At 58.6% G+C, this 26432-nt stretch carries 23 protein-coding genes; 11 read left to right on the forward strand and 12 right to left on the reverse strand.

Translation table 11 applies throughout. The annotated features are described in order from the left end of the window. The first annotated feature begins 188 nt into the window (after positions 1-188). The 5 genes from QQG91_RS06655 to QQG91_RS06675 all read left to right on the forward strand — a co-directional run bounded on the left by QQG91_RS06655 (position 189) and on the right by QQG91_RS06675 (position 5286). Positions 189-1370: an ABC transporter substrate-binding protein gene (locus QQG91_RS06655; RefSeq protein ID WP_285772185.1), complete on the forward strand. Its 1182-nt coding sequence runs from the start codon at positions 189-191 to the stop codon at positions 1368-1370. A gap of 90 nt (positions 1371-1460) precedes the next feature. Further along, the gene (locus tag QQG91_RS06660; RefSeq protein ID WP_285772186.1) at positions 1461-2243 is read left to right on the forward strand and encodes an ABC transporter ATP-binding protein; all 783 of its coding nucleotides are present in this window, start codon (positions 1461-1463) and stop codon (positions 2241-2243) included. Then, a complete protein-coding gene (locus QQG91_RS06665) occupies positions 2240-2953 on the forward strand; it encodes an ABC transporter ATP-binding protein (protein WP_285772187.1) in 714 nt (237 codons plus the stop codon). Before QQG91_RS06660 ends, QQG91_RS06665 begins: the two co-directional genes overlap by 4 nt. A gap of 3 nt (positions 2954-2956) precedes the next feature. Next, positions 2957-3967 carry a branched-chain amino acid ABC transporter permease gene (locus QQG91_RS06670; protein WP_285772188.1) on the forward strand — a complete coding sequence of 337 codons (1011 nt, stop codon included), beginning with the start codon at positions 2957-2959 and terminating at the stop codon, positions 3965-3967. Continuing rightward, positions 3964-5286, forward strand: coding sequence for a branched-chain amino acid ABC transporter permease (locus QQG91_RS06675; protein ID WP_285772189.1), 1323 nt, complete (start codon positions 3964-3966; stop codon positions 5284-5286). Before QQG91_RS06670 ends, QQG91_RS06675 begins: the two co-directional genes overlap by 4 nt. A gap of 50 nt (positions 5287-5336) precedes the next feature. Here the strand turns inward: QQG91_RS06675 and QQG91_RS06680 are convergent, their stop codons facing one another. Further along, on the reverse strand, positions 5337-6239 hold the full coding sequence (locus QQG91_RS06680; RefSeq protein WP_285772326.1) for an NAD(P)-dependent oxidoreductase: 903 nt from the start codon (positions 6237-6239) through the stop codon (positions 5337-5339). Positions 6240-6304: 65 nt separating this feature from the next. Here QQG91_RS06680 and QQG91_RS06685 point away from each other — a divergent pair, with 65 nt between their 5' ends. Further along, complete coding sequence (locus QQG91_RS06685) at positions 6305-8764, forward strand: penicillin acylase family protein (protein WP_285772190.1); 2460 nt, start codon at positions 6305-6307, stop codon at positions 8762-8764. A 48-nt stretch (positions 8765-8812) separates the two neighbouring features. On the opposite strand, the gene hflX is transcribed toward QQG91_RS06685, so the two are convergent. From hflX to dusB, 9 genes are all read right to left on the reverse strand, one after another. Continuing rightward, complete coding sequence (gene hflX / locus QQG91_RS06690) at positions 8813-10084, reverse strand: GTPase HflX (RefSeq protein WP_285772191.1); 1272 nt, start codon at positions 10082-10084, stop codon at positions 8813-8815. 2 nt (positions 10085-10086) lie between these two features. Continuing rightward, positions 10087-10320, reverse strand: a complete 234-nt coding sequence (gene hfq, locus QQG91_RS06695) for an RNA chaperone Hfq (protein ID WP_129681028.1) — start codon at positions 10318-10320, stop codon at positions 10087-10089. A gap of 127 nt (positions 10321-10447) precedes the next feature. Next, on the reverse strand, positions 10448-11971 hold the full coding sequence (locus QQG91_RS06700) for a TrkH family potassium uptake protein (protein ID WP_285772192.1): 1524 nt from the start codon (positions 11969-11971) through the stop codon (positions 10448-10450). Continuing rightward, complete coding sequence (trkA, locus tag QQG91_RS06705) at positions 11971-13347, reverse strand: Trk system potassium transporter TrkA (RefSeq protein ID WP_285772193.1); 1377 nt, start codon at positions 13345-13347, stop codon at positions 11971-11973. Before trkA ends, QQG91_RS06700 begins: the two co-directional genes overlap by 1 nt. A 70-nt stretch (positions 13348-13417) precedes the next feature. Next, positions 13418-14815: a nitrogen assimilation response regulator NtrX gene (ntrX, locus tag QQG91_RS06710; RefSeq protein WP_285772194.1), complete on the reverse strand. Its 1398-nt coding sequence runs from the start codon at positions 14813-14815 to the stop codon at positions 13418-13420. A gap of 7 nt (positions 14816-14822) precedes the next feature. Continuing rightward, the gene (locus QQG91_RS06715) at positions 14823-17042 is read right to left on the reverse strand and encodes a sensor histidine kinase NtrY-like (protein WP_502881590.1); all 2220 of its coding nucleotides are present in this window, start codon (positions 17040-17042) and stop codon (positions 14823-14825) included. Between the two features lie 114 nt (positions 17043-17156). After that, positions 17157-18521: a response regulator gene (locus tag QQG91_RS06720; protein ID WP_285772196.1), complete on the reverse strand. Its 1365-nt coding sequence runs from the start codon at positions 18519-18521 to the stop codon at positions 17157-17159. Then, entirely contained in the window at positions 18521-19603 is a 1083-nt protein-coding gene (locus QQG91_RS06725) for a two-component system sensor histidine kinase NtrB (protein WP_285772197.1), read from the reverse strand. Before QQG91_RS06725 ends, QQG91_RS06720 begins: the two co-directional genes overlap by 1 nt. Continuing rightward, positions 19600-20595 (reverse strand): tRNA dihydrouridine synthase DusB, encoded by a 996-nt coding sequence (gene dusB / locus QQG91_RS06730; protein ID WP_285772198.1) that lies wholly within the window; start codon positions 20593-20595, stop codon positions 19600-19602. Before dusB ends, QQG91_RS06725 begins: the two co-directional genes overlap by 4 nt. A 199-nt stretch (positions 20596-20794) precedes the next feature. Between dusB and QQG91_RS06735 the strand changes: the two genes are divergently transcribed. The 4 genes from QQG91_RS06735 to QQG91_RS06750 all read left to right on the forward strand — a co-directional run bounded on the left by QQG91_RS06735 (position 20795) and on the right by QQG91_RS06750 (position 24331). Next, positions 20795-21925 (forward strand): bifunctional 2-C-methyl-D-erythritol 4-phosphate cytidylyltransferase/2-C-methyl-D-erythritol 2,4-cyclodiphosphate synthase, encoded by a 1131-nt coding sequence (locus QQG91_RS06735; protein WP_285772199.1) that lies wholly within the window; start codon positions 20795-20797, stop codon positions 21923-21925. Further along, complete coding sequence (locus tag QQG91_RS06740; protein ID WP_285772200.1) at positions 21922-22413, forward strand: phosphatidylglycerophosphatase A family protein; 492 nt, start codon at positions 21922-21924, stop codon at positions 22411-22413. Before QQG91_RS06735 ends, QQG91_RS06740 begins: the two co-directional genes overlap by 4 nt. After that, entirely contained in the window at positions 22410-22889 is a 480-nt protein-coding gene (locus tag QQG91_RS06745; protein ID WP_502881591.1) for a CinA family protein, read from the forward strand. The genes QQG91_RS06740 and QQG91_RS06745 overlap by 4 nt, the downstream gene beginning before the upstream one ends. 263 nt (positions 22890-23152) lie before the next feature. Beyond that, a complete protein-coding gene (locus tag QQG91_RS06750; protein ID WP_285772201.1) occupies positions 23153-24331 on the forward strand; it encodes an ammonium transporter in 1179 nt (392 codons plus the stop codon). Positions 24332-24396: 65 nt separating this feature from the next. Here QQG91_RS06750 and QQG91_RS06755 read toward each other — a convergent pair whose 3' ends face one another. Then, positions 24397-24840, reverse strand: coding sequence for a type II toxin-antitoxin system RatA family toxin (locus tag QQG91_RS06755; protein ID WP_285772202.1), 444 nt, complete (start codon positions 24838-24840; stop codon positions 24397-24399). A 150-nt stretch (positions 24841-24990) separates the two neighbouring features. Between QQG91_RS06755 and hpt the strand changes: the two genes are divergently transcribed. Continuing rightward, positions 24991-25527: a hypoxanthine phosphoribosyltransferase gene (gene hpt, locus QQG91_RS06760; protein ID WP_285772203.1), complete on the forward strand. Its 537-nt coding sequence runs from the start codon at positions 24991-24993 to the stop codon at positions 25525-25527. Here the strand turns inward: hpt and QQG91_RS06765 are convergent. Further along, positions 25520-26371 carry a LysR family transcriptional regulator gene (locus tag QQG91_RS06765; protein WP_285772204.1) on the reverse strand — a complete coding sequence of 284 codons (852 nt, stop codon included), beginning with the start codon at positions 26369-26371 and terminating at the stop codon, positions 25520-25522. The genes hpt and QQG91_RS06765 overlap by 8 nt on opposite strands. Between the last annotated feature and the right edge of the window lie 61 nt (positions 26372-26432).

A 26432-nucleotide genomic window follows, 5' to 3' on the forward strand; every position in this document is an offset into this window, starting at 1 on the left:
ATCGTGCCGCCAAAGCCGCGGCGGCACGAAACCTCTGACTGTGCCGTAACGTTAAGCTGATCATTTCGCCTGCAAAATATGAAAAATCAGGCAAATCGACTGGCGCAAAAGAGAGTTCAATCTTTTCTTTCACCAAACCGCGCACTAACTTCGTCGCGGATATCTTCATCCGACTGGGAGAAATACAAATGAAGAAACTACTTCTCGCGACCGCAGCGACCGCCCTCATGGCAGGCGCAGCGACTGCCGAAGACATCAAGATCGGTGTCATCCTCGGCTTCACGGGTCCGATTGAATCGCTGACCCCCGATATGGCTGCAGGCGCTGAACTCGCCATGGCAGAAGTTTCGGCTTCGGGCAAACTGCTGGATGGTTCGACCGTAACCCCGATCCGTGCCGACTCGACCTGTGTCGACGCTGCTGCTGCGACCACCGCTGCCGAGCGCCTCATCACCGGTGAAGGCGTCAAGGGCATCATGGGCGCCGACTGTTCGGGCGTAACCGGTGCGATCCTTGCAAACGCTGCTCTTCCGAACGGCGTGGTGATGGTTTCGCCTTCGGCCACTTCGCCGGGTCTTTCGACCGCCGAAGACAACGGTCTCTTCTTCCGCACAGCACCGTCGGATGCGCGTCAGGGCGTTGTGATGGCTGACCTGCTCAAGGAACAGGGCGTTGGTTCGGTTGCGATTTCCTACATCAACTCGGACTACGGCAAGGGTCTTGCCGACAGCTTCCAGGCAGCTTTCGAAGCCATCGGCGGCACTGTGACCATCTCGGCCGCTCACGAAGTCGGCAAAGGTGACTACTCGGCAGAAGTCGCAGCTCTTGCTTCGGCAGGCGGCGAGCGTCTTGTCGTTGCCGGCTACGTTGATCAGGGCGGCGGCGATATCGTTCGCGCTGCGATCGACGCAGGCGCATTCGACACCTTCCACTTCCCCGATGGTATGATCGGCGACGCGCTTCCCGCAACCTTCGGCGCTGAAATCGACGGCTCGTTCGGTCAGGCTCCGGGTTCGGACAACCCCGGCTATGCGACCTTTGTCGAGCTGGCTGGCGATGCGTTCAACGGTCAGGGCACCTATGCCGCTGAATCCTATGACGCTGCTGCTCTGATCCTTCTTGCGATGCAGGCTGCCGGCACCTCTGATCCGGCTGTCTACAAGGACTTCATCGAAGGCGTTGCAAACGCTCCGGGTGAACCGATCATGCCGGGCGAACTTGGCAAGGCTCTGGAAATCCTCGCTTCTGGCGGTGATGTCGACCTCGTCGGCGCAACCGGTGTAGAGCTTGTGAACGGCGGCGAAGCTGCCGGTTCCTACCGCGTCGTGACCTTCAAAGAAGGCAACATGGAAACTGTGGAATACCGTTAATCGGATTTCCGCTGATCTGATGGACGGCGCGGGTTATTCCCGCGCCGTTCTTTTTAAAAGCGCGGATCAACCGCGTATGGGGATGACAAGATGATCGTCGTAGAAGACCTTCATAAACACTTTGGCGGCTTTCGCGCCGTCGATGGGGCCAGCCTCGAGATCGAAAAAGGTTCGATCACAGGTTTGATTGGCCCTAACGGTGCTGGAAAAACAACGCTTTTCAATGTGATCGCCGGTGTTCTTAAACCGACTTCGGGCCGCGTTCTCATGGATGGCGAGGATATTACAGGGCTTCCGCCGCATGAACTGTTCGGCAAGGGTCTTCTTCGGACCTTCCAGATCGCGCATGAGTTCAGCTCGATGACCTGCCGCGAGAACCTCATGATGGTTCCCGCAGGACAATCGGGCGAGACGCTCTGGAACACATGGTTCGGCCGCAAGCGGATCGCCGACGAGGAACGCGCACTACGGGCCAAGGCTGACGAAGTGCTCGAATTCCTGACTATTACCCATCTTGCTGATGAACGGGCGGGCAATCTCTCCGGCGGTCAGAAAAAGCTCCTCGAGCTTGGTCGCACGATGATGGTGGACGCCAAGATCGTGTTCCTCGACGAAGTGGGTGCAGGTGTGAACCGCACCCTTCTGATGACCATCGGCGACGCGATCCTCCAGCTCAACAAAGAGCGCGGCTATACCTTTGTCGTGATCGAACACGACATGGATTTTATCGGTAAAATCTGTGGCCCTGTGATCTGTATGGCCGAGGGCAAGAAACTCGCCGAAGGCACATTGGCCGAAATCAAAGCCAACGAGCAGGTTATCGAAGCCTATCTCGGCACGGGCCTCAAGAACAAAGAAAAGGTGGGCGGATGAGCGAACCCTTCCTGATCGGAGACGTCATGACGGGCGGCTATGGCCGCGGTCCGGATATTCTCCATGGCTGCACGATTGCAGTGAACCCCGGTGAGATTGCGGTCATTGTCGGCCCCAACGGCGCAGGCAAATCCACCGCGATGAAAGCCATCTTCGGCATGCTCAACGTGCGCAGCGGCGCTGTGCGTCTCGATGGCGAGGATATCACCGCTCTTTCGCCGCAAGAGCGCGTGCTCAAGGGCATGGGGTTCGTGCCTCAGGTGCGCAACATCTTCCCGTCGATGACTGTGGAAGAGAACCTCGAGATGGGCGCCTTTATCCGCACGGACGATTTCCGCGAGACGATGGAACAGGTCTATGATCTTTTCCCGATCCTGCGTGACAAGCGATATCAGGCGGCGGGCGAGCTTTCCGGCGGTCAGCGCCAACAGGTGGCCGTGGGCCGCGCCTTGATGACCAAACCCAAGGTTCTCATGCTCGACGAGCCGACAGCGGGCGTTTCGCCTGTGGTGATGGACGAGCTTTTCGACCGGATCATCGAAGTGAGCCGCACCGGCATTCCGATCCTTATGGTCGAACAAAACGCAAAACAGGCCCTCGAGATTGCGGACCGCGCCTATGTTCTTGTGCAGGGGGCGAATGCCCATACCGGCACGGGCAAAGAGTTGCTGGCCGATCCCGAAGTGCGCCGCAGCTTCCTCGGAGGGTAAGAGATGGACATTCTTAACGCCATCGTTGCGCTCGCCAACTACGTTCTGATCCCGGGTGCCGCTTATGGCGCACAGCTTGCCATCGGCGCGCTCGGGGTGACGCTCGTCTACGGCATCCTGCGCTTTTCCAACTTTGCACATGGGGACACGATGGCCTTTGGGACCATGGTCACCATTCTCTTTACGTGGCTCTTTCAAAGCTGGGGCATCAGCCTTGGGCCGCTGCCGACCGCCCTCCTCGCTTTGCCGCTCGGGATTGCGTTCACCGCGCTCCTGCTCCTTGGCACCGACCGCGTTGTGTTCAAATTCTACCGTGAGAAAAAGGCGGTTCCGACCGTGCTTGCCATGGTTTCGCTCGGCGTCATGCTCGTGATGAACGGCCTTGTGCGTTTCATCATCGGTGTCGGCGACCAACAGTTCGACGACGGTCAGCGGTTCCTGATCTCGGCCAAAGACTTCAAGGACTGGACCGGACTTGCCGAGGGGCTTGCTCTGCGCACGACCCAAGCGCTCACCATTGTTGTGGCGATCATCGTCGTGGCTGCGCTTTTCTGGTTCCTGAACAAGACGCGCACGGGCAAATCCATGCGGGCCTTTTCCGACAACGAAGATCTTGCGCTTCTTTCGGGCATTGATCCGCAGCGCGTCGTCATGGTCACATGGATCATCGTTGCGGGTCTCGCGACCATTGCGGGCGTGCTCTATGGTCTCGACAAAGCCTTCCGTCCGTTCACCTATTTCCAGCTTCTGCTCCCGATCTTTGCTGCGGCCATCGTCGGCGGTCTCGGCAATCCGCTCGGCGCGATTGCGGGCGGGTTCCTGATCGCGTTTTCGGAAGTGGTCGTGACCTATGCATGGAAAAAAGTGGCAGGCTATGTGCTCCCCGAGGCGCTTCAGCCCGATGGGCTCGCCCAGCTTCTCTCCACTGATTACAAATTCGCCGTGAGCTTCGGGATCCTTGTTCTTGTGCTGATCTTCAAGCCCACCGGCCTGTTCAAGGGACAATCGGTATGAGCCAGTCCATTCGAACCCCTCTTCTCTTTGCTGCTGTCGCGCTTCTCTTCCTGTTGGAAGGCGCGACGGATTTCTGGATCTTTTCAGGAAGCTGGACCAACTCGCTCACCATTTTGAACTATGCGCTGATCAGCGCGGTGATGGCGCTTGGCGTGAACCTTCAATGGGGCTTTGCGGGTCTCTTTAACGTCGGCGTCATGGGTTTCGTTGCGCTTGGCGGCCTTGCGGTTGTTCTGACCGCGACCGCGCCCGAAACCGAAGGCTGGAAGGCCGGCGGCATGGGGATCATCCTTGCGCTGGTTCTTGGGGCTGCGACGATTGTCGCGGCGATCCTTGCCTTCAAACGGTTCAAGCCTTCGCGCACGCGCAGCATCGTCATCGCCGCCATTCTGGTGATCGGCTTTGTGGTGTTCCGCGCGGTTCTTGATCCTGCGGTCGGCCGTGTCGAGGCGATCAACTCGGCGCTTGCGGGTCACTTGGGCGGACTTGGTCTTCCTGTGCTTCTGGCTTGGCCCGTGGGCGGCCTGCTTGCTGCGGGTGCGGCGTGGGTCATCGGCAAAACGGCTCTAGGTTTGCGATCGGATTACCTTGCCATTGCGACGCTCGGCATCGCCGAGATCATCCTTGCCGTCATGAAAAACGAAGACTGGCTGGCCCGCGGCGTCAAGAACGTCATTGGCCTTCCTCGTCCCATGCCCAATGAGATCGACCTTCAGCAGTCGGCGTCGTTCGTAGAGAGCGCGGCGGGCTTCGGGCTTGATCCGGTAACCGCCTCGTCGCTGTATGTAAAGCTCGGCTATTCGCTCATGTTCACGGTGGTTTTGATCATCGTGCTCGTCATGATGCAGCTTTCGCTCAACAGCCCTTGGGGCCGTATGATGCGGGCGATCCGCGACAATGAAACCGCAGCAGAAGCCATGGGCAAGGACGTCACCCGTCGCCATCTCCAGATTTTCGTTCTGGGGGCTGCTATCATCGGGATTGGCGGTGCGATGATGACCACGCTTGATGGTCAACTTACGCCGACCACCTATAGTCCGCTGCGTTTTACCTTCCTCATCTGGGTGATGGTGATCGTCGGCGGCTCGGGCAACAACTTCGGTGCGATCCTCGGTGGGTTCCTCATCTGGTGGCTCTGGGTTCAGGTGGAGCCGATTGGCCAATGGGCGCTTGGCGTGATCACCATGGGCATGGAAGACGGCTCGCCGCTCAAGGCGCATCTTTTGGAAACGGCGGCGCATATGCGGCTTTTGACGATGGGCGTCGTCTTGCTTCTGGTGCTGCGGTTCAGCCCAAGGGGCCTTATCCCCGAGAAATAAAGAAAAGGCGGCCCGAGAGGCCGCCTTTTTTATTGGAGCTCTTGGAGGAGTCAGCCCAGCGATTGGAGCCGCTTGAGGAGCGACGAGGTATCCCAGCGCCCGCCGCCCAGTTTTTGCACGTCTTTGTAGAACTGGTCCACCAAAGCCGTGACGGGAAGGCTTGCCCCCGTTTCATCGGCGGCATCGAGACAAATCCCGAGATCCTTGCGCATCCAGTCCACCGCAAAGCCGTGGGTGTAATGATCGGCAAGCATCGTCTTGTAGCGGTTCGACATCTGCCAGCTTCCTGCCGCGCCCTGACTGATCACTTCGATCACCTTTTCGCCGTCAAGTCCCGCCTTGTCCGCGAAATGCAGCGCTTCGGCGAGGCCCTGAACCAGACCCGCAATGGCGATCTGGTTGCACATCTTGGTAAGCTGACCCGCGCCGCTCGGACCTTGGAGACGGCAGATTTTGGCATAGGCGTCGATTACAGGTGCAGCGCGGTCGAATGCCTCTTGCTCGCCGCCGCACATCACCGAGAGGACGCCGTTCTCGGCCCCCGCCTGACCGCCCGAGATCGGTGCGTCGACAAAGGCAACACCTTGTTCTGCCGCAGCTTCGAAAAGCTCGCGGGTGACTTTCGCAGAAACGGTGGTGTGATCGACAAAGATCGTGCCTTTGGCCATCGTCGCAAAGGCACCCTCCTTGCCAAGACAGACCGAGCGAAGATCATCATCGTTTCCGACACAGGAAAAGACGATCTCGGCCCCTTTGGCGGCCTCTGACGGAGTCGCCGCAAATGCGCCGCCGTGCTGCTTGGCCCATGCCTCTGCTTTGGAAGTGGTGCGATTATAGACCGTCACCTCGTGCCCTTTGGCCGCCAAGTGGCCTGCCATCGGGTATCCCATCACTCCAAGACCCAGAAACGCTACTTTTGCCATGGGTTCCCCCCTCGCTTTCTTTTTAACTATCGTTTAGCCAGTCGTAACCAGACCCGCTTAGAGGGTAAAGTAGTCCTTGGGAGATACTTTAACAGATGGCATTTATCTTTCGCTGGCTCATGCGGATAAGCTCTGCACTTGTCCTTCTTGCGGTCGCACTGTTTCTACTGGCTTATTATTTTGCCTCGCGGTCTCTTCCGGAATTCAACGCCGAAACCACGGTGGCGGGCATTTCCGCACCTGTCGAGATCGTGCGCGACAACTCCAACGTTCCGCATATTTTCGGCGATACCGACGCCGACGTCTTTTTCGGCATGGGATATGCCCATGCACAGGACAGGCTTTGGCAGATGACGCTTTTGCGGCGCACGGTCCAAGGGCGTCTGTCCGAACTTTTTGGCGAGCGGACGGTCAAGATCGACACACTTCTACGTCGGTTCGATCTTTATAACCTTGCCGTGTCTTCGGTTGACGCACAGGACGCAGAAACACGCGCCGCACTCGAAGCTTATGCCGCTGGCGTCAATGCGTGGCTGGGCGAAGTGAACAAGGGCGCATTGGGTCGCGGTGCGCCTGAAATGTGGCTCTTCAATCATCCGATTGCGCCGTGGCAACCAGCCGACTCTATCGCGATCATCAAGCTCATGGCGCTTGACCTCAACGGGCAAATCTCGGCCGAAGTGCTGCGCGCGCGCACGTCGCTCATGCTGCCTGCGGACCGCGTTCAGGACATTCTCCCCGATGCGCCGGGTGAAGGGATCGCCGCGCTGCCCCAATATGCCGAACTTGTGCGCGATGTCCCAAAATATGCTGCAAACACACGGCAGCCCGACGATCCTCTGTCGCCTGTGTCGAGCTTTGCGCTTGCTGGGGCATCGAATGCGTTTGTCGCCGGACCGACCCGCTCCGCCACGGGATCGACGATCCTCGCCAATGACCCGCATCTCAAGCTCACCGCGCCGTCGGTCTGGTATCTGGCGCGGCTCGAGATCGAAACTGGCGGCGTGATCGGGGCGACGATCCCGGGTGTGCCGTTCATCCTTTCGGGACGGAGCAGCAACGTCGGCTGGGGCATCACGTCGGCCTATGTCGATGATCTCGATGTCTATCTCGAGGAATTGAACCCCGATAACCCCAACCAATACCGTACGCCGAGCGGCTGGAAGGATTTCGAGCGGCGTGAAAGCATTGTCGCCATCAAGGATGCACCTGCCCTGACCATCGACCTTCTTTGGACGGAAAACGGGCCTGTGCTCCCTCCCGATCAATACGATCTCGGCACGATCCGCCCTGCTTTGCATGTGACTTCGGTCAACTGGACCGCACTTGATCCCGCCGACACATCGCTGAGCGCTGCCTACGGGATTATGAAAGCGCGCAATGTCCAAGGCGCGATCACGGCGGCAGAGGATTATGTCGCCCCAGCGATGAACCTGATGCTGGCCGACCGCAATTCGATTGCAATGCAGACCATGGGCGCCCTGCCCGAGCGCGACGTGAACCATCAAAGCAAGGGCCGCTTGCCCACTTATGGATATCTGGCCGAGAACCGCTGGAAGGGTGTCTTCCCTTATGACATCAATCCGCGATACCTCGACCCCGAAGGCGGGATCATCGGCAACACCAACAACAAGACAATCGACCGCGAATTTCCCTATCACGTGACCTATGACTGGGGCGACACCCAGCGCATCAACCGTTGGCGCCGCCTCATGCAAAGCCGCGAGGTTCACACCCGCGAAAGCTTTATCGAGGCGCAGCTTGATACCGTCTCATTTACCGCGCGTGCTCTCCTTCCACTGATCGGGGCCGATCTGTGGTTTACGGGCGAAGCCGCGGCCGAAGGCAGCATCGAGCGCAAACGTCAGGACGCTTTGGAGCTGCTTGCCGAATGGAACGGCGAAATGAACGAGCACCAGCCCGAACCGCTCATCTATGCGGCATGGGTGCGCGAGCTGCAGGACCGTTTGATCCGTGACGATCTCGGACCGCTTGCGGACGAGTTCACCCATGTCGAGCCGCTTTTCATCGAGCGTGTCTATCGCGACATCAGTGGGGCGAGTGCATGGTGTGATGTGGTGCAATCGGCACCGCAGGAAACCTGCACCGATATTGCGCGTGCCGCATTGGATGATGCGATTGTCTGGATATCCGAGACCTATGGCCCCGACCTTCAATCCCTGCGCTGGGGCGATGCGCATATGGCGACCCAGGATCATACGGTTCTCGGGACGACACGCGTCTTGAACTGGTTCGTGAACATCCGCCAATCAACGTCGGGGGGCGACAATACGATGATGCGTGGCCGCACCAAAGGCACAGGCGCACAGCCCTTCCAGAACGTGCATGCTGCGGGCTATCGCGGGGTCTATGATTTTGCCGATCCCGACAGTTCGGTCTTTATCATCTCGACTGGGCAATCGGGGCACCCGCTCTCGCGGTATTATGACGATCAGGGCGAGTTGTGGCGACGCGGCGAATATATCCCGATGTCGCTTGATCCCGCTCTGGCGCGAGCGGCGGCGGTGGGTATCACGCATCTTCTTCCCGAATAACAAAAAGCCCCGCCATCGAGCGGGGCTTTTCATTGAAACGGCATGGGTTCAAAGGCTTTGGAACTTGGCCTTTTGCACGAGGCTCCAAGTCAGGCGGATGTGGAACCCGTCTTCCTTTTGCTCTTCGGTTTCGATCACGCCCTCTTTGAAAAGCCAAGCGCGCCGTTTGCCGTCGCTATAGGGCACGATGATCGTTTCAGTGACCCGATCAGGACGCAGCTTGGCCGTCACAGCGGCCAAAAGATCCTCGATCCCTTCGCCCGTGATCGCAGAGATGGCGTGGAGCCCTTCGGTCCGACCTGCCTGAACCAGCATCGCATCGCGCGCCATGTCGTCCATTCGGTCGATCTTGTTCCAGACTTCAAGAATGGGCGCGGTATCCGAGACGCCGATCTTGCTCAGGATTTCCATCACATCCTTGGCCTGCTCTTCGGTTTGGCCGTGGCTGATGTCCCGCACATGCAGGATCAGATCGGCATCAAGCACTTCTTCGAGCGTCGCACGGAAAGCAGCCACAAGCTCGGTCGGAAGATCCGAGATAAAGCCCACAGTGTCCGAGAGAATGATTTCTTCGCCTTGGGGCAACTGGATGCGCCGCATGGTCGGATCAAGCGTAGCGAAAAGCATGTCCTTGGCAAAGACATCCGCGCCCGTCAGACGGTTGAAAAGCGTCGATTTGCCCGCGTTGGTATAGCCGACAAGCGCAACGATAGGAAAAGGCACCTTGGCACGAGCGGCGCGGTGGAGTGTGCGGGTGCGCACCACCTTATCAAGTTGGCGGCGCAGACGGACGAGCTGGTCGTCGATGGCGCGGCGGTCGGCTTCGATCTGGGTTTCCCCAGGGCCGCCGACAAAGCCAAGACCGCCTCTTTGGCGTTCAAGGTGGGTCCAAGCGCGGACAAGGCGCGTGCGCTGATAGGAAAGCGCCGCCATCTCGACCTGAAGCACACCTTCGCGCGTGCGGGCCCGATCCGAGAAAATCTCGAGGATCAGCCCCGTGCGATCGAGAAGTTTGACGTCCCAGTCTTTTTCGAGGTTGCGCTGTTGAACGGGCGAGACATGGCCATCGACCAACACAAGCTCGATTTCGTTTTCTTTGAAACGGGCCTTGAGCTCTTCGATCTTGCCCGATCCAAAGAGATGCCCCGGCTGAACCTTGGGAAGCGGGACGATTTCGGACCCGATCACCTCGAGTTCCGGGAGCGCCGCGGACAAAGACACAGCCTCTTCGAGCGCAGGACCGGCGGCTCTGCGGTTGCGGTCGGCTTTGATGTCCGGGTGGAGCACCCAGGCCCGCGTTGCGGGCCTGTCAGTTTCCATGATTACTCTTCGCCATCATAAAGGTTGATCGGCTGGGCCGGCATGATCGTCGAGATCGCGCTCTTGTAGACAAGCTGGGATTGACCGTCGCGGCGCAGCAGAACGCAGAAACTATCGAACCAGGTGATAACACCCTGAAGTTTCACCCCGTTGACCAGAAAGATCGTGACCGGAACCTTGGTTTTACGGACGTGGTTGAGAAACGCGTCCTGAAGGTTCTGTTTGTCAGCCGCCATGGCTTATGCCCCTTTTGTTATTGTGACCGATAATCCGGTCAATGTGATTACACGTGGAGTATGTAGAACGAATCCAAGAGTTTCCAGCCCCAAAATAAACCTATGCGTCGGCTGTTGAACCTCGGGCTCAATTTCTCCAGAAATCGGGATTGAGAAGCGCGATGATCGCAAGCGCCTCGAGCCGTCCAAGAACCATGGCCGAGGCCACGATAAACTTCGAAATGTCCCGCAATCCCGAGAGTGAAATCGGGTCCTCGGCTGCGATATCAAGAATGGGGCCCGTGGTGGACAGGGCCGACACCGCAATCACAAGCGAGTTTTCGAACTGCACCCCCGTGAGGGCCAGCGCGGTCACAACACCGATGATGGAGAGTGCAAAAATCATGAAAAAGATCCAAGCGACAAACGCGCCCGATCTTCGGATCTGCCGCGCCTCGCTCCCTGCACCGCCAAGCGAGGACGGGTGGACCAGCATTTCAAGTTCCCGCTCGGAGTGACGGAAAAGAGCATAGACGCGCAGAAGCTTCACACCCCCTGCCGTCGTTGCGATGCCGCCCCCGATCAAAGCAAGCCCGATCAACGCAAGACCGGGCGTGTTCAAATGGGACCAGCTCGACGTTTCCGTCCAATAGCGCGATTCAAACCCCGTAGTCGTCAGGAAAGACAAAGAGGTGAAAATCCCGCCCCATAGCGCATGGATCGCAGCGATGAACGAGGACTCCTCGCCTCGGCCCTCGAAGACACCGATGAAGTGACGCAAGAACAAACCGCCCGCGACCATCGAGATCAGAGCCACGGCCATTTTGACTTCGGGATCGCGAAGCAAGGGACTGCGCTCTTCTCCGATCAGACCGCGACTGAAAGTCAGGCGCGAAATGGCAAAGGCAAAGACGACAAAGATGAATACCTCGCCGATGAACCCGCCCCGCGACCAGTAAAGGCCACCGATGGGGGAAATCCCCGATGTCGAAACTGTTGCCATGGCGTGGGTCAGGGCCACAAAGCTCCGATCCCCCGCGATCAAAAGCCCGACCCAGAGCGCAAGCGTGATCCCGAGATAGATCGGACCGAGTTTGAGCGCAAAGCGCGTGAACCGCTCGGATGGGTCCGCAATCCGTGAAATCTGGCTCAGGTTGCGCCCCGTGCCCGCGACGCCCGACGAACGCACTTCGAACCCGCCGAGGTTCATCGGCGCAAGGATCGCAAAGGCGGCGACCCACATGAAATAACCGCCCATCCACCCAACGATCGACCGCCAAAGATGCAGCGATACATTCAGCCGCCACGGGTTATCGAACAGCGTCGCCCCTGTGGTCGTCAGGCAAGACACCATCTCGATCCAGGCATCGAGAAAACTGATCCGCCCGTGGGCCTCATAGAACGGAAAGGCGAGCATGAGGGGCAGCGCTGCAAAGGTGGCGACAAGCGTCAGCAACTGGTTGCGGGCCTGATGGCGCCCGAAACCGCGCCCGTCCATCGCTATCGCGATCATGGCGGTCACGAAAAAGAAGGCCACAGCGCTATAGAAAAACGGCCGACTGACGCGGAAATTCCCCAAAGACAGCGCATGGAGCGACGGCAAAAGCATCAAAAGCGAGGCCAGCCCCATCAAGAGCACAAAGAGCGGCTGCTTTGTGATACGTGCGAACATCAGAAGAAATCGATGGAAACTTGGAGCAATCGTTCGACTTCGGGCACATCGGCAGACATGCAAAAGAGCACGAGAATGTCGTTTTCTTCGATACGGGTCGAGCCGTCGGGTTTGATAAGCTGGCCGTCTTTCATCACGCCGCCCACAAGCACGCCTTCGGGAAAGGGAATGTCGCGGATGCGCTCGCCTGCAATCGGCGAGGTGCCCAGAACCTGCGCTTCGATCATTTCCGCTTCGGCGTCACCGATGGAATAGACCCCGCGCACTTTGCCGTGGCGGATATGGCGTAGGATCGACGAAACCGTTGTGGCGCGCGGGTTGAGATAGGCGTCGATGTCGAGCGGTCCCATCAAGGGCGTGAGGGTCGGATCGTTGGTCAGGCAAATGCTCATCTTGGCGCCCATCTGCTTGGCACGCACCGAGACGAGCATGTTCGTCTTGTCGTCGTCCGTCAGCGCCAGAACCACATCGGCGCTCGCGACATTGGCTTCGTCAAGGAGCGAAGCGCTAAGCCCGTCCCCGTGAAGAACGATTGTCCGCTCGAGCGCATCGGCTGCAACTTCGGCGCGCTTGCGGTCGCGTTCGATGACTTTGACGCGCACCCGCTCGGGCTGGCTTTCGAGTGCTTTTGCCACAAAGAGACCGACATTGCCGCCCCCGATGATGACGACCCGTTCAAGACGGCGGGTTTCCTTGCCGAAAATCTCCATCGTGCGGTTGATGTCTTCGGTCTTGGCAAAGACGTAACAATCATCCCCGACAAAAATCTGATCCCCCGGAGCGGGAGCAAAGAGCGTCCCGTCACGGCGGATGCCGACCACGATCGCCTGAAGCGTCGAGAACAGATCGGTAAGCTGTCTGAGCGGCGTATTCACCACGGGACAGTTTTCGTCGATTTTGATCCCCAAAAGATGCCCGCGCCCGTCGAGGAAGCTTTCGGTATCAAAGGCCGAGGGCGATTTGATCCGCTGGAGCGCCGCTTCGGCAACTTCGCGCTCGGGCGAAATTTTGACGTCGATCGGCATGTGATCGCGGCGATAGAGATCGGAATAAGAGGAGTCGAGATAGGCTTGGGACCTCAGTCGCGCGATCTTGCGCTGGATCGAAAAGACCGAATGGGCGACTTGGCATGTGACCATGTTCACCTCGTCCGAATGGGTGGCGGCGATGATCATATCGGCGTCCCGCGCCCCTGCCCGATCAAGCACCTCTGGGTAAGAGGCGTGCCCCGTGATGCCGTTGACATCGAGCGTTTCGGTCGCGCGAAGAATGAGTTCGGGGTTGTTGTCCACAACCGTCACGTCGTTCCGCTCGCTGGAAAGATGTCGCGCGATTTGCCAGCCGACCTGACCTGCGCCGCAAATGATGACCTTCATTTCGGGTCCTCGTAACCTGCTTTGTATGATGTCTTGCACGGGTTGAGGGGGGCGTCAATCGCCGCCGCCCTCATTCCTCTTCGATATAGGCCACTCTGCCGCCCGCTTTGTTGGTGGTCACCACCCCGAGCGACTTGAGTTTGCGATGCAAGGCAGAGCGCTCCATCCCCACAAAGGACGCCGTGCGGCTGATATTGCCACCAAAGCGGTTGATCTGTGTCAGAAGATACTCGCGTTCAAAGAGTTCGCGCGCCTCGCGCAGCGGAAGCGTCGCCAGCGCATTGGACAAAACAATGCGTCCGTCGTCGCTCGCCTTTTCTTCGTTCTGCGGAAGCTCTTTGGCGGCTATCGGCCCTGTGCCGTCCCCAAGGATGAGCACCCGCTCGATCACATTCTTGAGCTGACGCACATTCCCCGGCCAGATCATCGTCTGGAGCAAGGCGCGGGCATCCTCTGCCAACTCGCGCAGCGGAAGACCTTGGGTCTTGTTGAAGGAGGCGATGAAATGTTCGGCAAGAAGCGGAATATCCTCGCGGCGCTCTTCAAGGCTTGGAACAGCAATCGGGACAACATTCAAACGATGATAGAGCTCCTGACGGAAGTTGCCTGCTTCAATCTCGCTCTCCAAGTCTTTGTTCGTGCTGGAAATAACGCGAAGATCAACCTGAATTTTATCATTCCCGCCGACACGGGTGAACTTTTGGTCCACCAATACCCGAAGGATTTTCGACTGGGTGCCAAGCGGCATATCGGCGATCTCTTCAAAATAGATCACTCCGCCGTTCGCTTCTTCAAGGAGACCCTTCTCAACGCCGTTCTCGCGGCTTTCGCGCCCGAACAAAACCTCTTCCATGCGGTCGGGTTCTACCGATGCCGAAGACACAAGCACGAATGGCGCAGAGGCGCGGTTCGAGTTGGCGTGCACGTAACGCGCGGCGATTTCCTTGCCGCACCCCGGGGAACCTGTGAGCATCACGCGCCCGTTGGTTTTCGTAACCTTGTCCAATTGGGACTTGAGATTGCGGAAAGCCGCGCTGTCGCCGATCATTTCGGAGACACCCACATCGCTTTTCTTCAGCTCTTGGTTTTCGCGGCGCAGGCGAGAGGTTTCCATCGCGCGGCGGATTACCACCAAAAGCTGGTCGATGTTGAAGGGCTTTTCGATAAAGTCGTAGGCCCCCTGCTTGATCGCTGCGACGGCAATCTCGATATTTCCGTGACCCGAGATGATTACGATCGGCACTTCGGGATGCTCGCGCTTGACCTTCTTGAGAATGTCGATCCCGTCCATATGGCTGTCTTTCAGCCAGATATCGAGGATCATCAGAGCGGGAACCTCGCTCTCGATCGCCGCCATACACTCGTCGGCATTGCCCGCAAGCCGCGTGGCAAACCCTTCATCCTGAAGGATATCCGAAATCAGCTCGCGAATGTCGCGCTCGTCATCGGTAATCAGAATATCGCCCATAACATCCTCATACAGCATCCTTGTCCGCAGCCGAACCAAGCAGCGGGAGTTCTACGACGGCCATTGCCCCCTTGTGGGCGCCGGCCTCAAACGGATCCGCGTCTTCAAGACGCAGACTACCGCTATGTTCTTCAATGATTTTCTTGACAATCGGGAGGCCAAGGCCCGTGCCTTTGTCGCGTGTCGTGACATAGGGTTCAAAGAGCCGCGCCCGATCTTCGGGAAGCCCGATGCCATTGTCCGAAACGGTCAGACGCGCAAATGCGCCGTCCCTGATAAGAGCGACCTTGATCGCACCGTTGTAGGTTTTATCCTCGGGATGTTTTTCCCGATAGGTTTCAGTGGCTTCACCCGCATTCTTGATCAAATTGGTCAAAGCCTGACCGATCATCGTTGCGTCAAGGTCAGCCGAAAACGACCCGTCCTCGATATGGAGCGAGATGGTCACGTCGGGTTGGCCCGCCTGTTGCAAGGCAACGGCATCTTTGACCAAAGCCGCAATATCATGATGTAGCTTTTGCGGCTCGGGCATGCGTGCGAATTTTGAAAATTCGTCCACGATGCGGCGCAAGTCATTGGTCTGGCGCACGATCACGTTTGTCATCTGTTCCAGTGCTTCGCTGTCCTCACCGACTTTGGAGGCGAATTTGCGCTGGATGCGCTCGGCCGAAAGCTGGATCGGCGTCAGCGGGTTCTTGATCTCGTGGGCAATGCGCCGCGCAACGTCACCCCAAGCGGCGGTCCGCTGCGCGCTCACAAGGTCGGTCACATCGTCAAAGGCCACCACAAAGCCTTCGAGCACGCCCGCTTCATTGCGACGCGTCGCCATGCGCACCAAGAGCGCTTCTTGCTTGCCGCCGCGCACAAGGTTCACCTGTTCCTGCACCACTTCTTTGCCTTCGATAAGGGCATCAAAGAGTGGGCCGAACTCGGGAACCGCCACTTTGAGTGCGGTTTCCTCATAGCCTTCGGCCACATCCAGAAGACGTTGGCCCGATCGGTTCACAAAGGTCACGCGTCCTTCGGAGTCGAGGCCGACAACGCCCGATGTGATCGAGGTCAGAACCGAGTCAAACAGGCGCCTGCGGCGATCAATCTGGGCGGTGTTGTTCAAAAGCTCTTCACGCTGGACATGAAGTCTCTCTGTCATCTCGTTGAAATGGCGACCGATTTGGGAGATTTCGTCGTCACCATCCTCTTCGACCACGCGCACATCGAAATCACCGCGACCGACCCGCTCCGAGGCGATCACAAGACGGCCGATCGGGCGCGAAAGCCGCTCGGCAAACCACAGACCAAGCCAGATCGCAGCAAGGATAAGGATCACCGCAAACCCGAGATAGAGAAGACCGAACTCGAACAGCATACGCCCTCGTTCGCTCTCGAGTTGCTCGTAAAGTCCGACGGTTTCCTTGGTTTCATCCAGCAGGGAAAGGATCGCACCGTCAACTTCGCGGCTCACATAGAGATAGCGGTCGGCAAAACTCGGGAGCGCGATGAGCGCGCGGAATTCATTGTTCGGCCAGTCTTCTAAGATGACCATCTCGGTCACGGATTGCGCGATTTGCTCGATCGTCGGGGGCTCATAGTCGAATTCATAAGAGCCGACACCGCGTGCCTTGAGTTCGCCCCCGCCGTCGATGACAAAAGCTTCGGTCAGGCTTCGGTCGATTTGCCCGCTGACTGCGGCGAGCGCTTGGCGGATCTCTCCGTCCGACATGAAGAAAATCTGCTGGCGTTGCGTATCGAGATAGGCGGCAAGCGCTTCGGCATCGCGGCGCAGTTCGCTTTTGTGTTCGTTCTCATAGGCTTGCGCCGCAGACAGAGACGAAGAAACCACATTGCGCACACGATCCGAGAACCAGCCTTCCAGACCGACATTGATCGAGAGCACCGCAAAGACCGCGACCAGAATGGTGGGAATAAGCGCCAAAAGCGCGAAGACCCCCGTCAGCCTTAGGTGAAGCTGAGAGCCCGCCGATTTGTTGCGTCGTGCCGAAACCATCTGTGCGACCCGCTGAAGCACGAGCGCCGCAACGACGAGCACGTAAACCAGATCGGCAAGAAGAACGACACGAAGCGAAGGCTCCGCCACACCGAGATCGAGCGGGCCGAGCACCACAAATGTGAGCAAAGCAAGCACGGGCCCCAAGAGCACAAGACCCAAGGTCGCAAAGTTCTGGACCCGTCGCTGACGGGACCACCGGGTAAACCGGTTCAATCTCAAACCCAAGAGGGACCGCTGCAACGAACTGCCCTGTTTCTGCGGGCGCTAGGCCCAACCGCCGATTATGTGGTCCTTGCCAGAGTGCGACTCTGGGGCCACGGTTATGTTGCGGTTTTACATCAATTTGCGGCGGCGTGTCACGCGGATATCAAGCTCGGTGATCTTTTTACGCAAAGTATTGCGGTTGATCCCGAGAAGATCGGCACATTTTGCTTGATTGCCGGCGGTGGCATCGAGCGCAATTTCGATCAATGGTGTCTCAACCTCGCGCAGGATACGCTGGTAAAGTCCGGGAGGAGGAAGAACGCCCCCGTGGAGATCGAAATAGCGGCGCAGGTGCTTTGCCACTGATGCCATGAGTTTGTCGCCCTCGCCCGCACCGCGCAGCGGCTCCATCGCGGGCTGGTTGGCAAGGATCATTTCCATCTCGCCGCGTGAAATCTCTTCTTCGGCAGAAGTTACGAGGAGGCGGCGCATTGCGTTTTCGAGCTGGCGCACGTTTCCGGGCCAGCTATAGGTGCGCGCCATATCAAGCGCCCCTTGCGACAGCCTGCGCGTGGGAAGCCCGTCGCGCTCGGCCCGAAGGAGGAAGTGTTCCGCCAAGAGCGCAATGTCGTCCACCCGTTCGCGCAGGGACGGCACGGTGAGCGTCACGCCGCCGAGACGATAAAAGAGATCCTCGCGGAACTCGCCTGCCTCCATGCGATTCATAAGATCAACCTGTGAGGTCGCCATAATACGTGGCGCATTCTCGCCCAAAGTGTCGAGCATGCGCACGATGCGGGCTTGGGCTTCGGGGCTGAGGTCGCCGACTTCGTCAAAGAGGAGCGAGCCGCCCTTGGCCCGCGACAAGACGGTCGAGGGGCCGTCCATACCTTCGAGATCGGAAGGAGCCACTACGACGAACGGAAGGCTGCGACGATCCGAGAAATCATGGATGGCGCGTGCGATCAACGACTTGCCCGTCCCGCTTTCCCCTGTGATCAGAACGGGAAGCGCCGTGTTCATTACCCGCGCAACAAGACGATAAAGCGCCTGCATCGCGGGGGTTCTGCCCACCAGTGGAAGATCGTTCGACTGATCCGCAGCCTCGCTGCGCGGTGCGGGCGTGCGCCGTTTGACTTCGAGCGCCCGCGAGGCGCGCTTCATCAGATCAGGAAGATCGAACGGTTTGGGAAGATAGTCATAGGCCTCTTTTTCGGCGGCCTGAATGGCGGTCATGATGGTGTTTTGCGCCGAAATCACGATCACTGGGAGACCGGGACGCGCGGCGGAAATCTTGGGCAGTTGGTCAAGCCCGTTGCCATCGGGCATGACGACATCGGAAATCACCAGATCGCCCTTGCCCTCTTCGACCCAGCGCATCAGCGTGACGAGCGAGGATGTGGCGTGAACCTTACATCCCGCACGGGTCAGCGCCTGCGTCAGAACGGTGCGGATAGTGCGGTCGTCATCTGCGACTAGAACGGTTCCATCCATCAGTTATCTCCGTTTGATATTTGGGGCTCTTTCGGGGCGAGCGGAAGTGAAATTCTGAAAACAGTGCGACCGGGAACTGAATCGACCGAGATCCAGCCGCCGACGTCGGCAATCAATTTGGACACGAGCGCAAGGCCAAGGCCTGTGCCGTTTTCGCGTCCCGATACAAAGGGTTCGAAGACATCTGCCGCAATGTCGGGCGGGAGGCCGGGGCCATCGTCGATCACCTCGACCTGAAGCGGCAATCTGGCGTGGGTCCCGTCGGGTTTGCGCACCCGAAGCGCGGCATCATAAAAGGTATGCAACCGGATGGTTCCCCCGCTTTTGCTGGCTTCCGAGGCGTTTTTCAAAAGGTTGAGAAACACCTGAAGGAGCTGGTCGGGGTCCACCATCGTCTGAGGAAGCGAAGGGTCGTAATCCTCGATAAAGAGCATATGCGCGCCAAAGCCGATCGAAGCCGATTGCCGCGCACGATCAAGAACGTCGTGGAGATTGACCGCCTTGAGCATCGGCGGGCGCAGGTTCCCGAACTGTTCGACCTGTTCGAGAAGCTTCACGATGCGGCGGCATTCATCGACGATCAGATCGGTAAGCTCCTGATCCTCGGCAGAAAGGTTCATCGCCAAGAGCTGCGCCGCCCCCGTGATCCCCGCAAGCGGGTTCTTGATCTCGTGGGCCAGCATTTCGGCCATCCCGATGGCGGATTTCGCGGCTTTGCTCGACGAGGTATTGACCGTGACCCTGCTTGCAATCTCGCGCGGCGAGATCATCATCAGCATCATGCCCTCGGCCCCCGTAAGCGGCGCGAACTGGATATTGCATTGCAGCGGCGCACGCTCGCCCGAGCCCACATCCACGTCATTCACAAAGAGCGACGAATTGTTGAGCCGCGCACGGGCATAGGCCGCTTCGATCTCGGCGTCGATCATCACCTTGTCCCAGACGGGCGCACCTGTGAGCGCGCGGGACGAAAGGTTCAGAAAGCTCTCGGCGGCGGGATTGCTGTCGACGATGATATCGTCAGCCGTCAGAAGAAGCGCAGGGACAGGGATCGAGTTCCACAGATTGGGATCAATGGTCATGCGGCAAGCCTTTCCCAGGATGCGAGGGCGTCGGGCAAAAGACCTAACACCTTTGCCGTGCTCTTTTCGGTGAGAACCCGCTTGCGAAGATCGCTTTCGGTCATCGCTTCATCCATATACCAACCCAAATGTTTGCGTGCCACGCGACCGCCGAGGTCTTCGCCGTAAAATCCGAGCATGGCCTCGTAATGACCGCAGACCATGTCGATGAATTCGGACCGCTCAGGCGCAGGGGGCACGGGCTGCCCAGATAGCTCTGCCGACACCTGCGACAGGATCCAAGGTTTGCCTTGGGCGCCGCGTCCGATCATCACCCCGTCCGCGCCCGATGCGGTCAGAGCCTCATTGGCGGTCGCTGCGTCCACGATATCGCCATTGGCAATCACGGGGATCGAGACTGCCTTTTTTACCTCGGCAATTGCGGCCCAATCGGCCCGACCTTTGTAGAACTGGCAGCGGGTGCGCCCATGAATGGTCAAGAGCCGAATACCCGCGGCCTCTGCCCGACGCGCAAGCTCGGGCGCATTGAGAAGCGCATCGTCCCAACCAAGTCGCGTCTTGAGCGTGACGGGAATGCTGACCGCTGCGACAACGGCTTCGATCAAGGTCAAAGCATGATCAAGATCCTTGAGAAGCGCCGAACCCGAATAGCCGTTCGTCACCTTTTTCGCCGGGCACCCCATGTTGATGTCGATGATCTTGGCGCCGTTGCCTTCGACAACCCGCGCGGCCTCGGCCATCCAATGCGCCTCGCGCCCCGCAAGTTGCACCGCAGTGTTCGCTTGGTCAAACCCAAGCTCGGCCTTTTCTCGCACGCCCGGTTTGGCCTGAATCATTTCCTGACTGGCGACCATCTCGGAGACGACCCAGCCCGCACCAAAGCGGCTGACCAATTGGCGAAACGGCAAATCGGTAATCCCCGCCAGCGGCGCGAGCGCAACGGGTGGCGCAAGCGTCACATCATCAAGGTGGATCGGGGCGAGTCGGGTCACAGCTCTTCTTGCTTTAAAAATAGGCTTCCGCTCCTGATCTAGACATATGAACCCCAAGTCACAACGATATTGCGTATATTTTTTGAACAGAAAAACTGATGTGCTTAAATTTTGTGCATGTATATCGACTGAAAGTCAGCATTTGCGCAGGCGCGCCGCAAGGCATAGTAAAAGCACAAGTCAATCAAGCGGAGCGCCGATGAGCACTGCAGTCATAATCGTTGCAGCAGGTCGCGGTCTCCGCGCAGGGGGCGGATTGCCCAAACAATGGCGCGCACTTGCAGGCAAGCGGGTTATCGATCACACGCTCGACAGGTTCCGCACCCATCCCACAATCGACCGCATCGTCATGGTGCTCGGGGCGGACGATATGCACCGTGCGGACGAATTTGCTGATGCGCTTTGTGTTCTTGGCGGTGCAAGCCGTGACCAATCCGTGCGCAATGGGCTCGAGGCGCTTGCAGGCAATCCCCCCGATCTTGTGCTCATTCATGACGCCGCGCGACCTCTGGTATCGGCCGAGGTGATCGACGGTGTGCTCGACGCTCTAGCGACCTACAAAGCTGCCGCTCCTGCCGTGGCGGTGACTGATGCCCTTTGGCGGGGCGAAGATGCGGAAGTCGTCGGCACCCAGGACCGCGCGGGGCTCTTTCGGGCGCAAACGCCCCAAGGCTTTGCCTTTGCCACCATTCTGGGCGCTCATCGCGCCTATCGCGGTGCGCCTCTCGATGATGTCGAGGTCGCGCGCGCGTTCGGCGTTTCTGTCGCAATTACGAAGGGCGACGAAGAGAATATAAAGATCACAGCGCCCGAGGACTTTCTACGCGCTGAAGCCAAATTGAGAGGTCAGATGGATATCAGGACAGGCAACGGATTCGACGTGCATGCATTCGAGGACGGCGATCACGTCTGGCTTTGCGGCGTGAAGATTCCGCACACCAAGGCGCTCAAGGGCCATTCGGACGCGGATGTCGGTATGCATGCGGTGACGGATGCGATTTACGGTGCGCTCGGTATGGGCGACATCGGCCAGCATTTCCCGCCCTCGGACCCGCAATGGAAAGGGGCCGCCAGCCATATTTTCCTCCGTCATGCCTGTGACTTGGCCCGCGCAAACGGCTTTACCATCACCCATGCGGATTGCACGCTGATCTGTGAACGCCCAAAAGTCGGCCCGCATGCCGTCGCTATGCGCGAAGCTATGGCCGAGATCATGGGGATCGACGTTTCGCGGATGAGCGTCAAGGCAACCACGTCCGAACAACTCGGCTTTACAGGCCGCGAAGAAGGGATTGCCGCGATTGCGACGGCGACTTTGGTGAAACTATGACCCGCATGATCACAACCTTTTTCTATGTAGGGCTTTTGCGCCCTGCCCCCGGCACCTGGGGTTCGGCTGCGGCTGTCGTGCTTGGGCTTGTGCTCCACGGGTTGGGGAGCTTTCCGCTCCTGCTTGTCGCAACCGCACTCGTGACGTGGCTCGGGTTTTGGGCCGTGGGCAAAGAGCTTGCCGATCGCCCGACCGAGGACCCTTCGGAGATCGTCATCGACGAAGTGGCGGGTCAGTGGATCGCGCTTCTTGCGCCCTCGTTCGGCTTTTGGATGATGGGGCTCGACACCTGGAACTTTCCCTATCCGGGTTGGGTCGGCGCGTTCCTGCTGTTCCGCCTCTTCGATATCTGGAAGCCTTGGCTCGTCGGCCGCGCAGATCGTCGCCACGATCCCGTCGGGGTGATGCTTGACGATATTTGGGCTGGTATTTTCGCCGGAATCGGCACCATGCTTCTTGCAGGCATCGCTCATGGAGTATTGATGTGAGTCTTGAATTGCTCGAGGCCGCGCGCCGTCACGGCGCCATTATCGCAACCGCCGAAAGTTGCACGGGCGGGATGATTTCGGCCGCGATTACCGACACTGCAGGAAGCTCCGAAATCTTTGACCGCGGCTTTGTCACCTATACCAATTCGGCCAAGGTCGAAATTCTAGGTGTCTCGGAAAAGTTGCTGCTCGCACATGGTGCCGTTTCGGAAGAAGTCGCCGCCGAAATGGCGCTCGGAGCGCTGCGCCATTCGGGTGCAACCCTCGCGGTCGCGACAACAGGGATCGCAGGTCCGGGCGCCTCGGATTTCAAACCCGAGGGCCGTGTATGTTTTGGCATCTCGGACGGCGAGACGATCTTTACCGAGACGGTGGAATTCGGCGCGATCGGGCGGGCCAATGTGCGCAAGGCTGCTGTCGATCACGCGATACGACTCTTGTTGCGGTCGATCGAAAACGGTGTCGGCGACCACTGATCAATCGTGCGGGGCCCGCTTTCGCGGCAGGACGATCAATTTCGCAGCTTTTTGCAAATGCCTAAGAAACGGCATTTCCTCCGTTCGAGCGCCTAATATTTAGGCACTTTCCGAACTGCCCATGTTTTCACCATGAACAAAGGCGGTTTGCTCTTCTTTTTCTCGGCTTTGGCCCTTTGATGCGGCCATCTCGGTCGGCGCAGAGTCGCCGAACCGACAACAGGTGCGACCAACGCACTGCGGGAAACTGGAAGGAGAGACAGATGAACGGAGCGGATACCGCCTGGATCATTGTAGCGACGGCCCTTGTGCTGTTCATGACACTACCTGGCCTTGCGCTGTTTTACGGCGGCCTCGTGCGGGCGCGCAACGTGCTCAGTGTGTTCATGCATTGTTATGCGATTGCCTGCCTGATGAGCATCCTTTGGCTCGCAGGCGGTTACTCGATCGCCTTTGGAGACGGAAACGCCGTTTGGGGCGGTCTTGGCAAAGCCTTTTTGAACGGCGTCGATGCGGAGAGCCTGTCGGGCACCCTCCCCGAGGTGCTGTTTTTTGCGTTCCAGATGACCTTTGCAATCATCACACCTGCTCTGATCGTCGGTGCCTATGTCGAGCGGATCAACTTTGGCTTCGTGCTGACGTTCTCGGCGCTCTGGATGCTTTTGTGCTATGCGCCTGTGACCCATTGGATCTGGGGCGGCGGTTTCCTTGCCGATGGCGGCATCTTTGGCGAAACAGGCGTAAGGGATTTTGCGGGCGGCATCGTTGTGCATGAAACCGCAGGTATCGCAGCCGTTCTGATCGCCATTGTTCTCGGCCCGCGCAAGAACCGTCACACCCCGCCGCATAATCCCGGTATGGTGATGATCGGTGCGGCCATGCTCTGGGTCGGTTGGTTCGGCTTCAACGGCGGCTCGCAGCTTGCTGCAGACGGCGGCGCGGCCATGGCCCTGACCGTCACGCATATTTCTGCGGCGACCGCCTCGCTCACTTGGGCGCTTTGGGAAAAGATCAAGTTCGGCCGTGCCTCTCTTGTCGGTATCGTCACAGGCACCATTGCGGGTCTTGCGTCGATCACACCCGCGTCTGGCTTTGTCGGCCCGATCGAAGCGGTGATCATCGGTGGTATCGCCGGTATCATGTGCCAAGAGGCCGTGAACCTGATGCGTGACCGTCTCAAGATCGACGATACGCTGGACGTCTTTGCCGTGCACGGTGTCGGCGGTATCTTCGGCACCATCATGATCGCGGTCTTTGGCGCCGGCACTTGGGCGGCCCAGCTCGGCTCGCTCGCCATCGTCGGTGTCTTCACCATCGTTGTGACGCTTGCGATCATTTTTGTGGTCAAAGCAATCTTCGGCATCCGCGTCGATGCAGAAACCGAAACCAACGGTCTTGACCTCGCGGTGCATGGCGAACGCGCTTACGAACTGAACTCGTAAGTCAGCGCTAGAAATAGAAAACGCGCCCGAGGCAAACCTTGGGCGCGTTTTTCTTTGCCAAGATATTAGACGTAGAGCTTGGACGCGCGATCTTCAAAGGCACGCACGACGCGCTGCATCGCTTCGTTGAAGAACATCCCGGCAGCGCCCTGCAAGAGTTTGTTCTTGAACTCGAAGTCTACCTCGAAGCTGACCTCGCAGCCGCCCTCGACATCGCGAAACCGCCATATGCTGTCGAGATGTTTGAACGGGCCGTCGATGTATGAAGTGTCGATCTGCTTCTTCTCGGGCCAAAGGGTCACGCGGCTCCCGAAGCTTTCGCGAAACACTTTGAACGAGATGACGAGATCGGCCAGCATGACGCTGTGGTCCCCGTGCTCGGTCACCGAGCGGATACGCGCGCCCGCCGTCCAAGGGAGAAATTTCGGGTAACTCGCAACATCCCCGACGAGCGCATACATCTGCTCGGCGGTATAGGGGAGAACTCTGGTCTCGGAGTGTTTCGGCATGGATCGCGTCTTTCTTTCGTCTCCCTTCTACTTACGCCGCTTCGCTCCGCGTGCAAGTCCGAGTTTTCGACCTGCGACACCACACCCGTTTGGACGTGATGACATGAACCAAAGCCCGCGTTACATGTGTGTGAGCCTGAGGAGACCGACATGCCCCACCGTCCACATGTTATTGATGAAATGATTTCGGCCAAAGCGATTGCCGCGCGGATCGAGACACTGGCCCGCGAGATCAAACAGGAATTTGCCGACACGGACAAACTTGTCGTCATCGGTCTACTACGCGGCTCTTTCGTGTTCATCGCCGATCTTGTGCGCGAACTTGATATGGTCGTCGAAGTCGATTTCCTCGAAGCCTCGTCCTATGGCGATGGGATGGAATCCTCGCGCGAGGTGCGCATCCTCAAGGATTTGCGCGGCCAGATCGCGGACCGTGATGTTCTTGTGGTTGAAGACATCGTGGACACGGGTCACACCCTTGCCCATGTGACCGATTATCTGGGCACGCGCCATCCGCGCAAACTCAAGACCATCGCTCTTCTCGACAAACCCGCGCGGCGCGAGGTCGACTTCAAAGCGGACTGGATCGGCTTTGAAATTCCTGATGAATTCGTTGTCGGTTACGGGATCGACTTTGCGCAGCGCAACCGCAACCTTCCCTATATCGGCAAAGTCCGCTTTATCTAAGAAGCGGGTGCGCCTGAAGCGCGGCCGCCAGCATCTCGCGCACTTTGCGTAGCCGTGGGGAATCGCCGAAATCCGCATGCGAAGCGACCCAGAGCGGGATCTCGGTATGGGGCGGCGCGAGATCGATCTTTTCCAGTCGTGGATCGTTTTGCCCGAGCACATCGGGGAGCACGGCGCGTCCCAGTCTCTGGGCCACCATTTCGCGCAGCACCACAAAGCTGTCCGACCCGTTCGCTTGCTCGTTTTCCTTGATCAGGGTTTCGTTCCACTCCCCCGATTGGGTCCGCGCCAGATTTCCGCGCAGCGACAATTGCGGCGCATCGGGCCACCCTTTGGGCGCATAGACCGAAACCCAGAGCGTGCCCGCGCGCGTCCCGATCAGCTCGTCCGAGAGGCGCAAGGCGGGGCGGATGGTAATATCTGCGTGAAGTCTTGAAAGATCGAGGTGGGCATTGCTGCTATGCAGCTCGAACCCGAGACCCGGGGATTGCGCAACCAGACCCGCGATCACCTCGGGTAAAACCGTCACAGCAAGGCTATCGGTCGAGGTCAATCGGATCACCCCCGAGACCTGAGCATCAGCACCGGCAAGAGTGCGTTCGACCGCTTCGATAGCGCCGAATACCTCTCGTATCGCACTGATAACCATCTGACGAGATTGGGGAATTTGATACCCGAGCGGCGTTCTTTCGAAAATCTCTGAGCCGTGCCGTTCCTCGAAAGCGGCAATGCGCCGAATGACCGTGGCATGGTTCACACCCAGCACCCGCGCCGCGCCGCTGACCGAACCTTCGTCTGCGACAGCAAGCACAAAGCGCAGATCGTCCCAATTGTCCTTGTGCATAAATGTGCACCCCATGATCACATTTACAGAATGGCTAACCTTTACCACACAGCTAGATTTT

Origin of the sequence: Marivivens sp. LCG002 (assembly GCF_030264275.1) — a bacterium.
In the GTDB taxonomy this organism is placed as follows: domain Bacteria; phylum Pseudomonadota; class Alphaproteobacteria; order Rhodobacterales; family Rhodobacteraceae; genus Marivivens.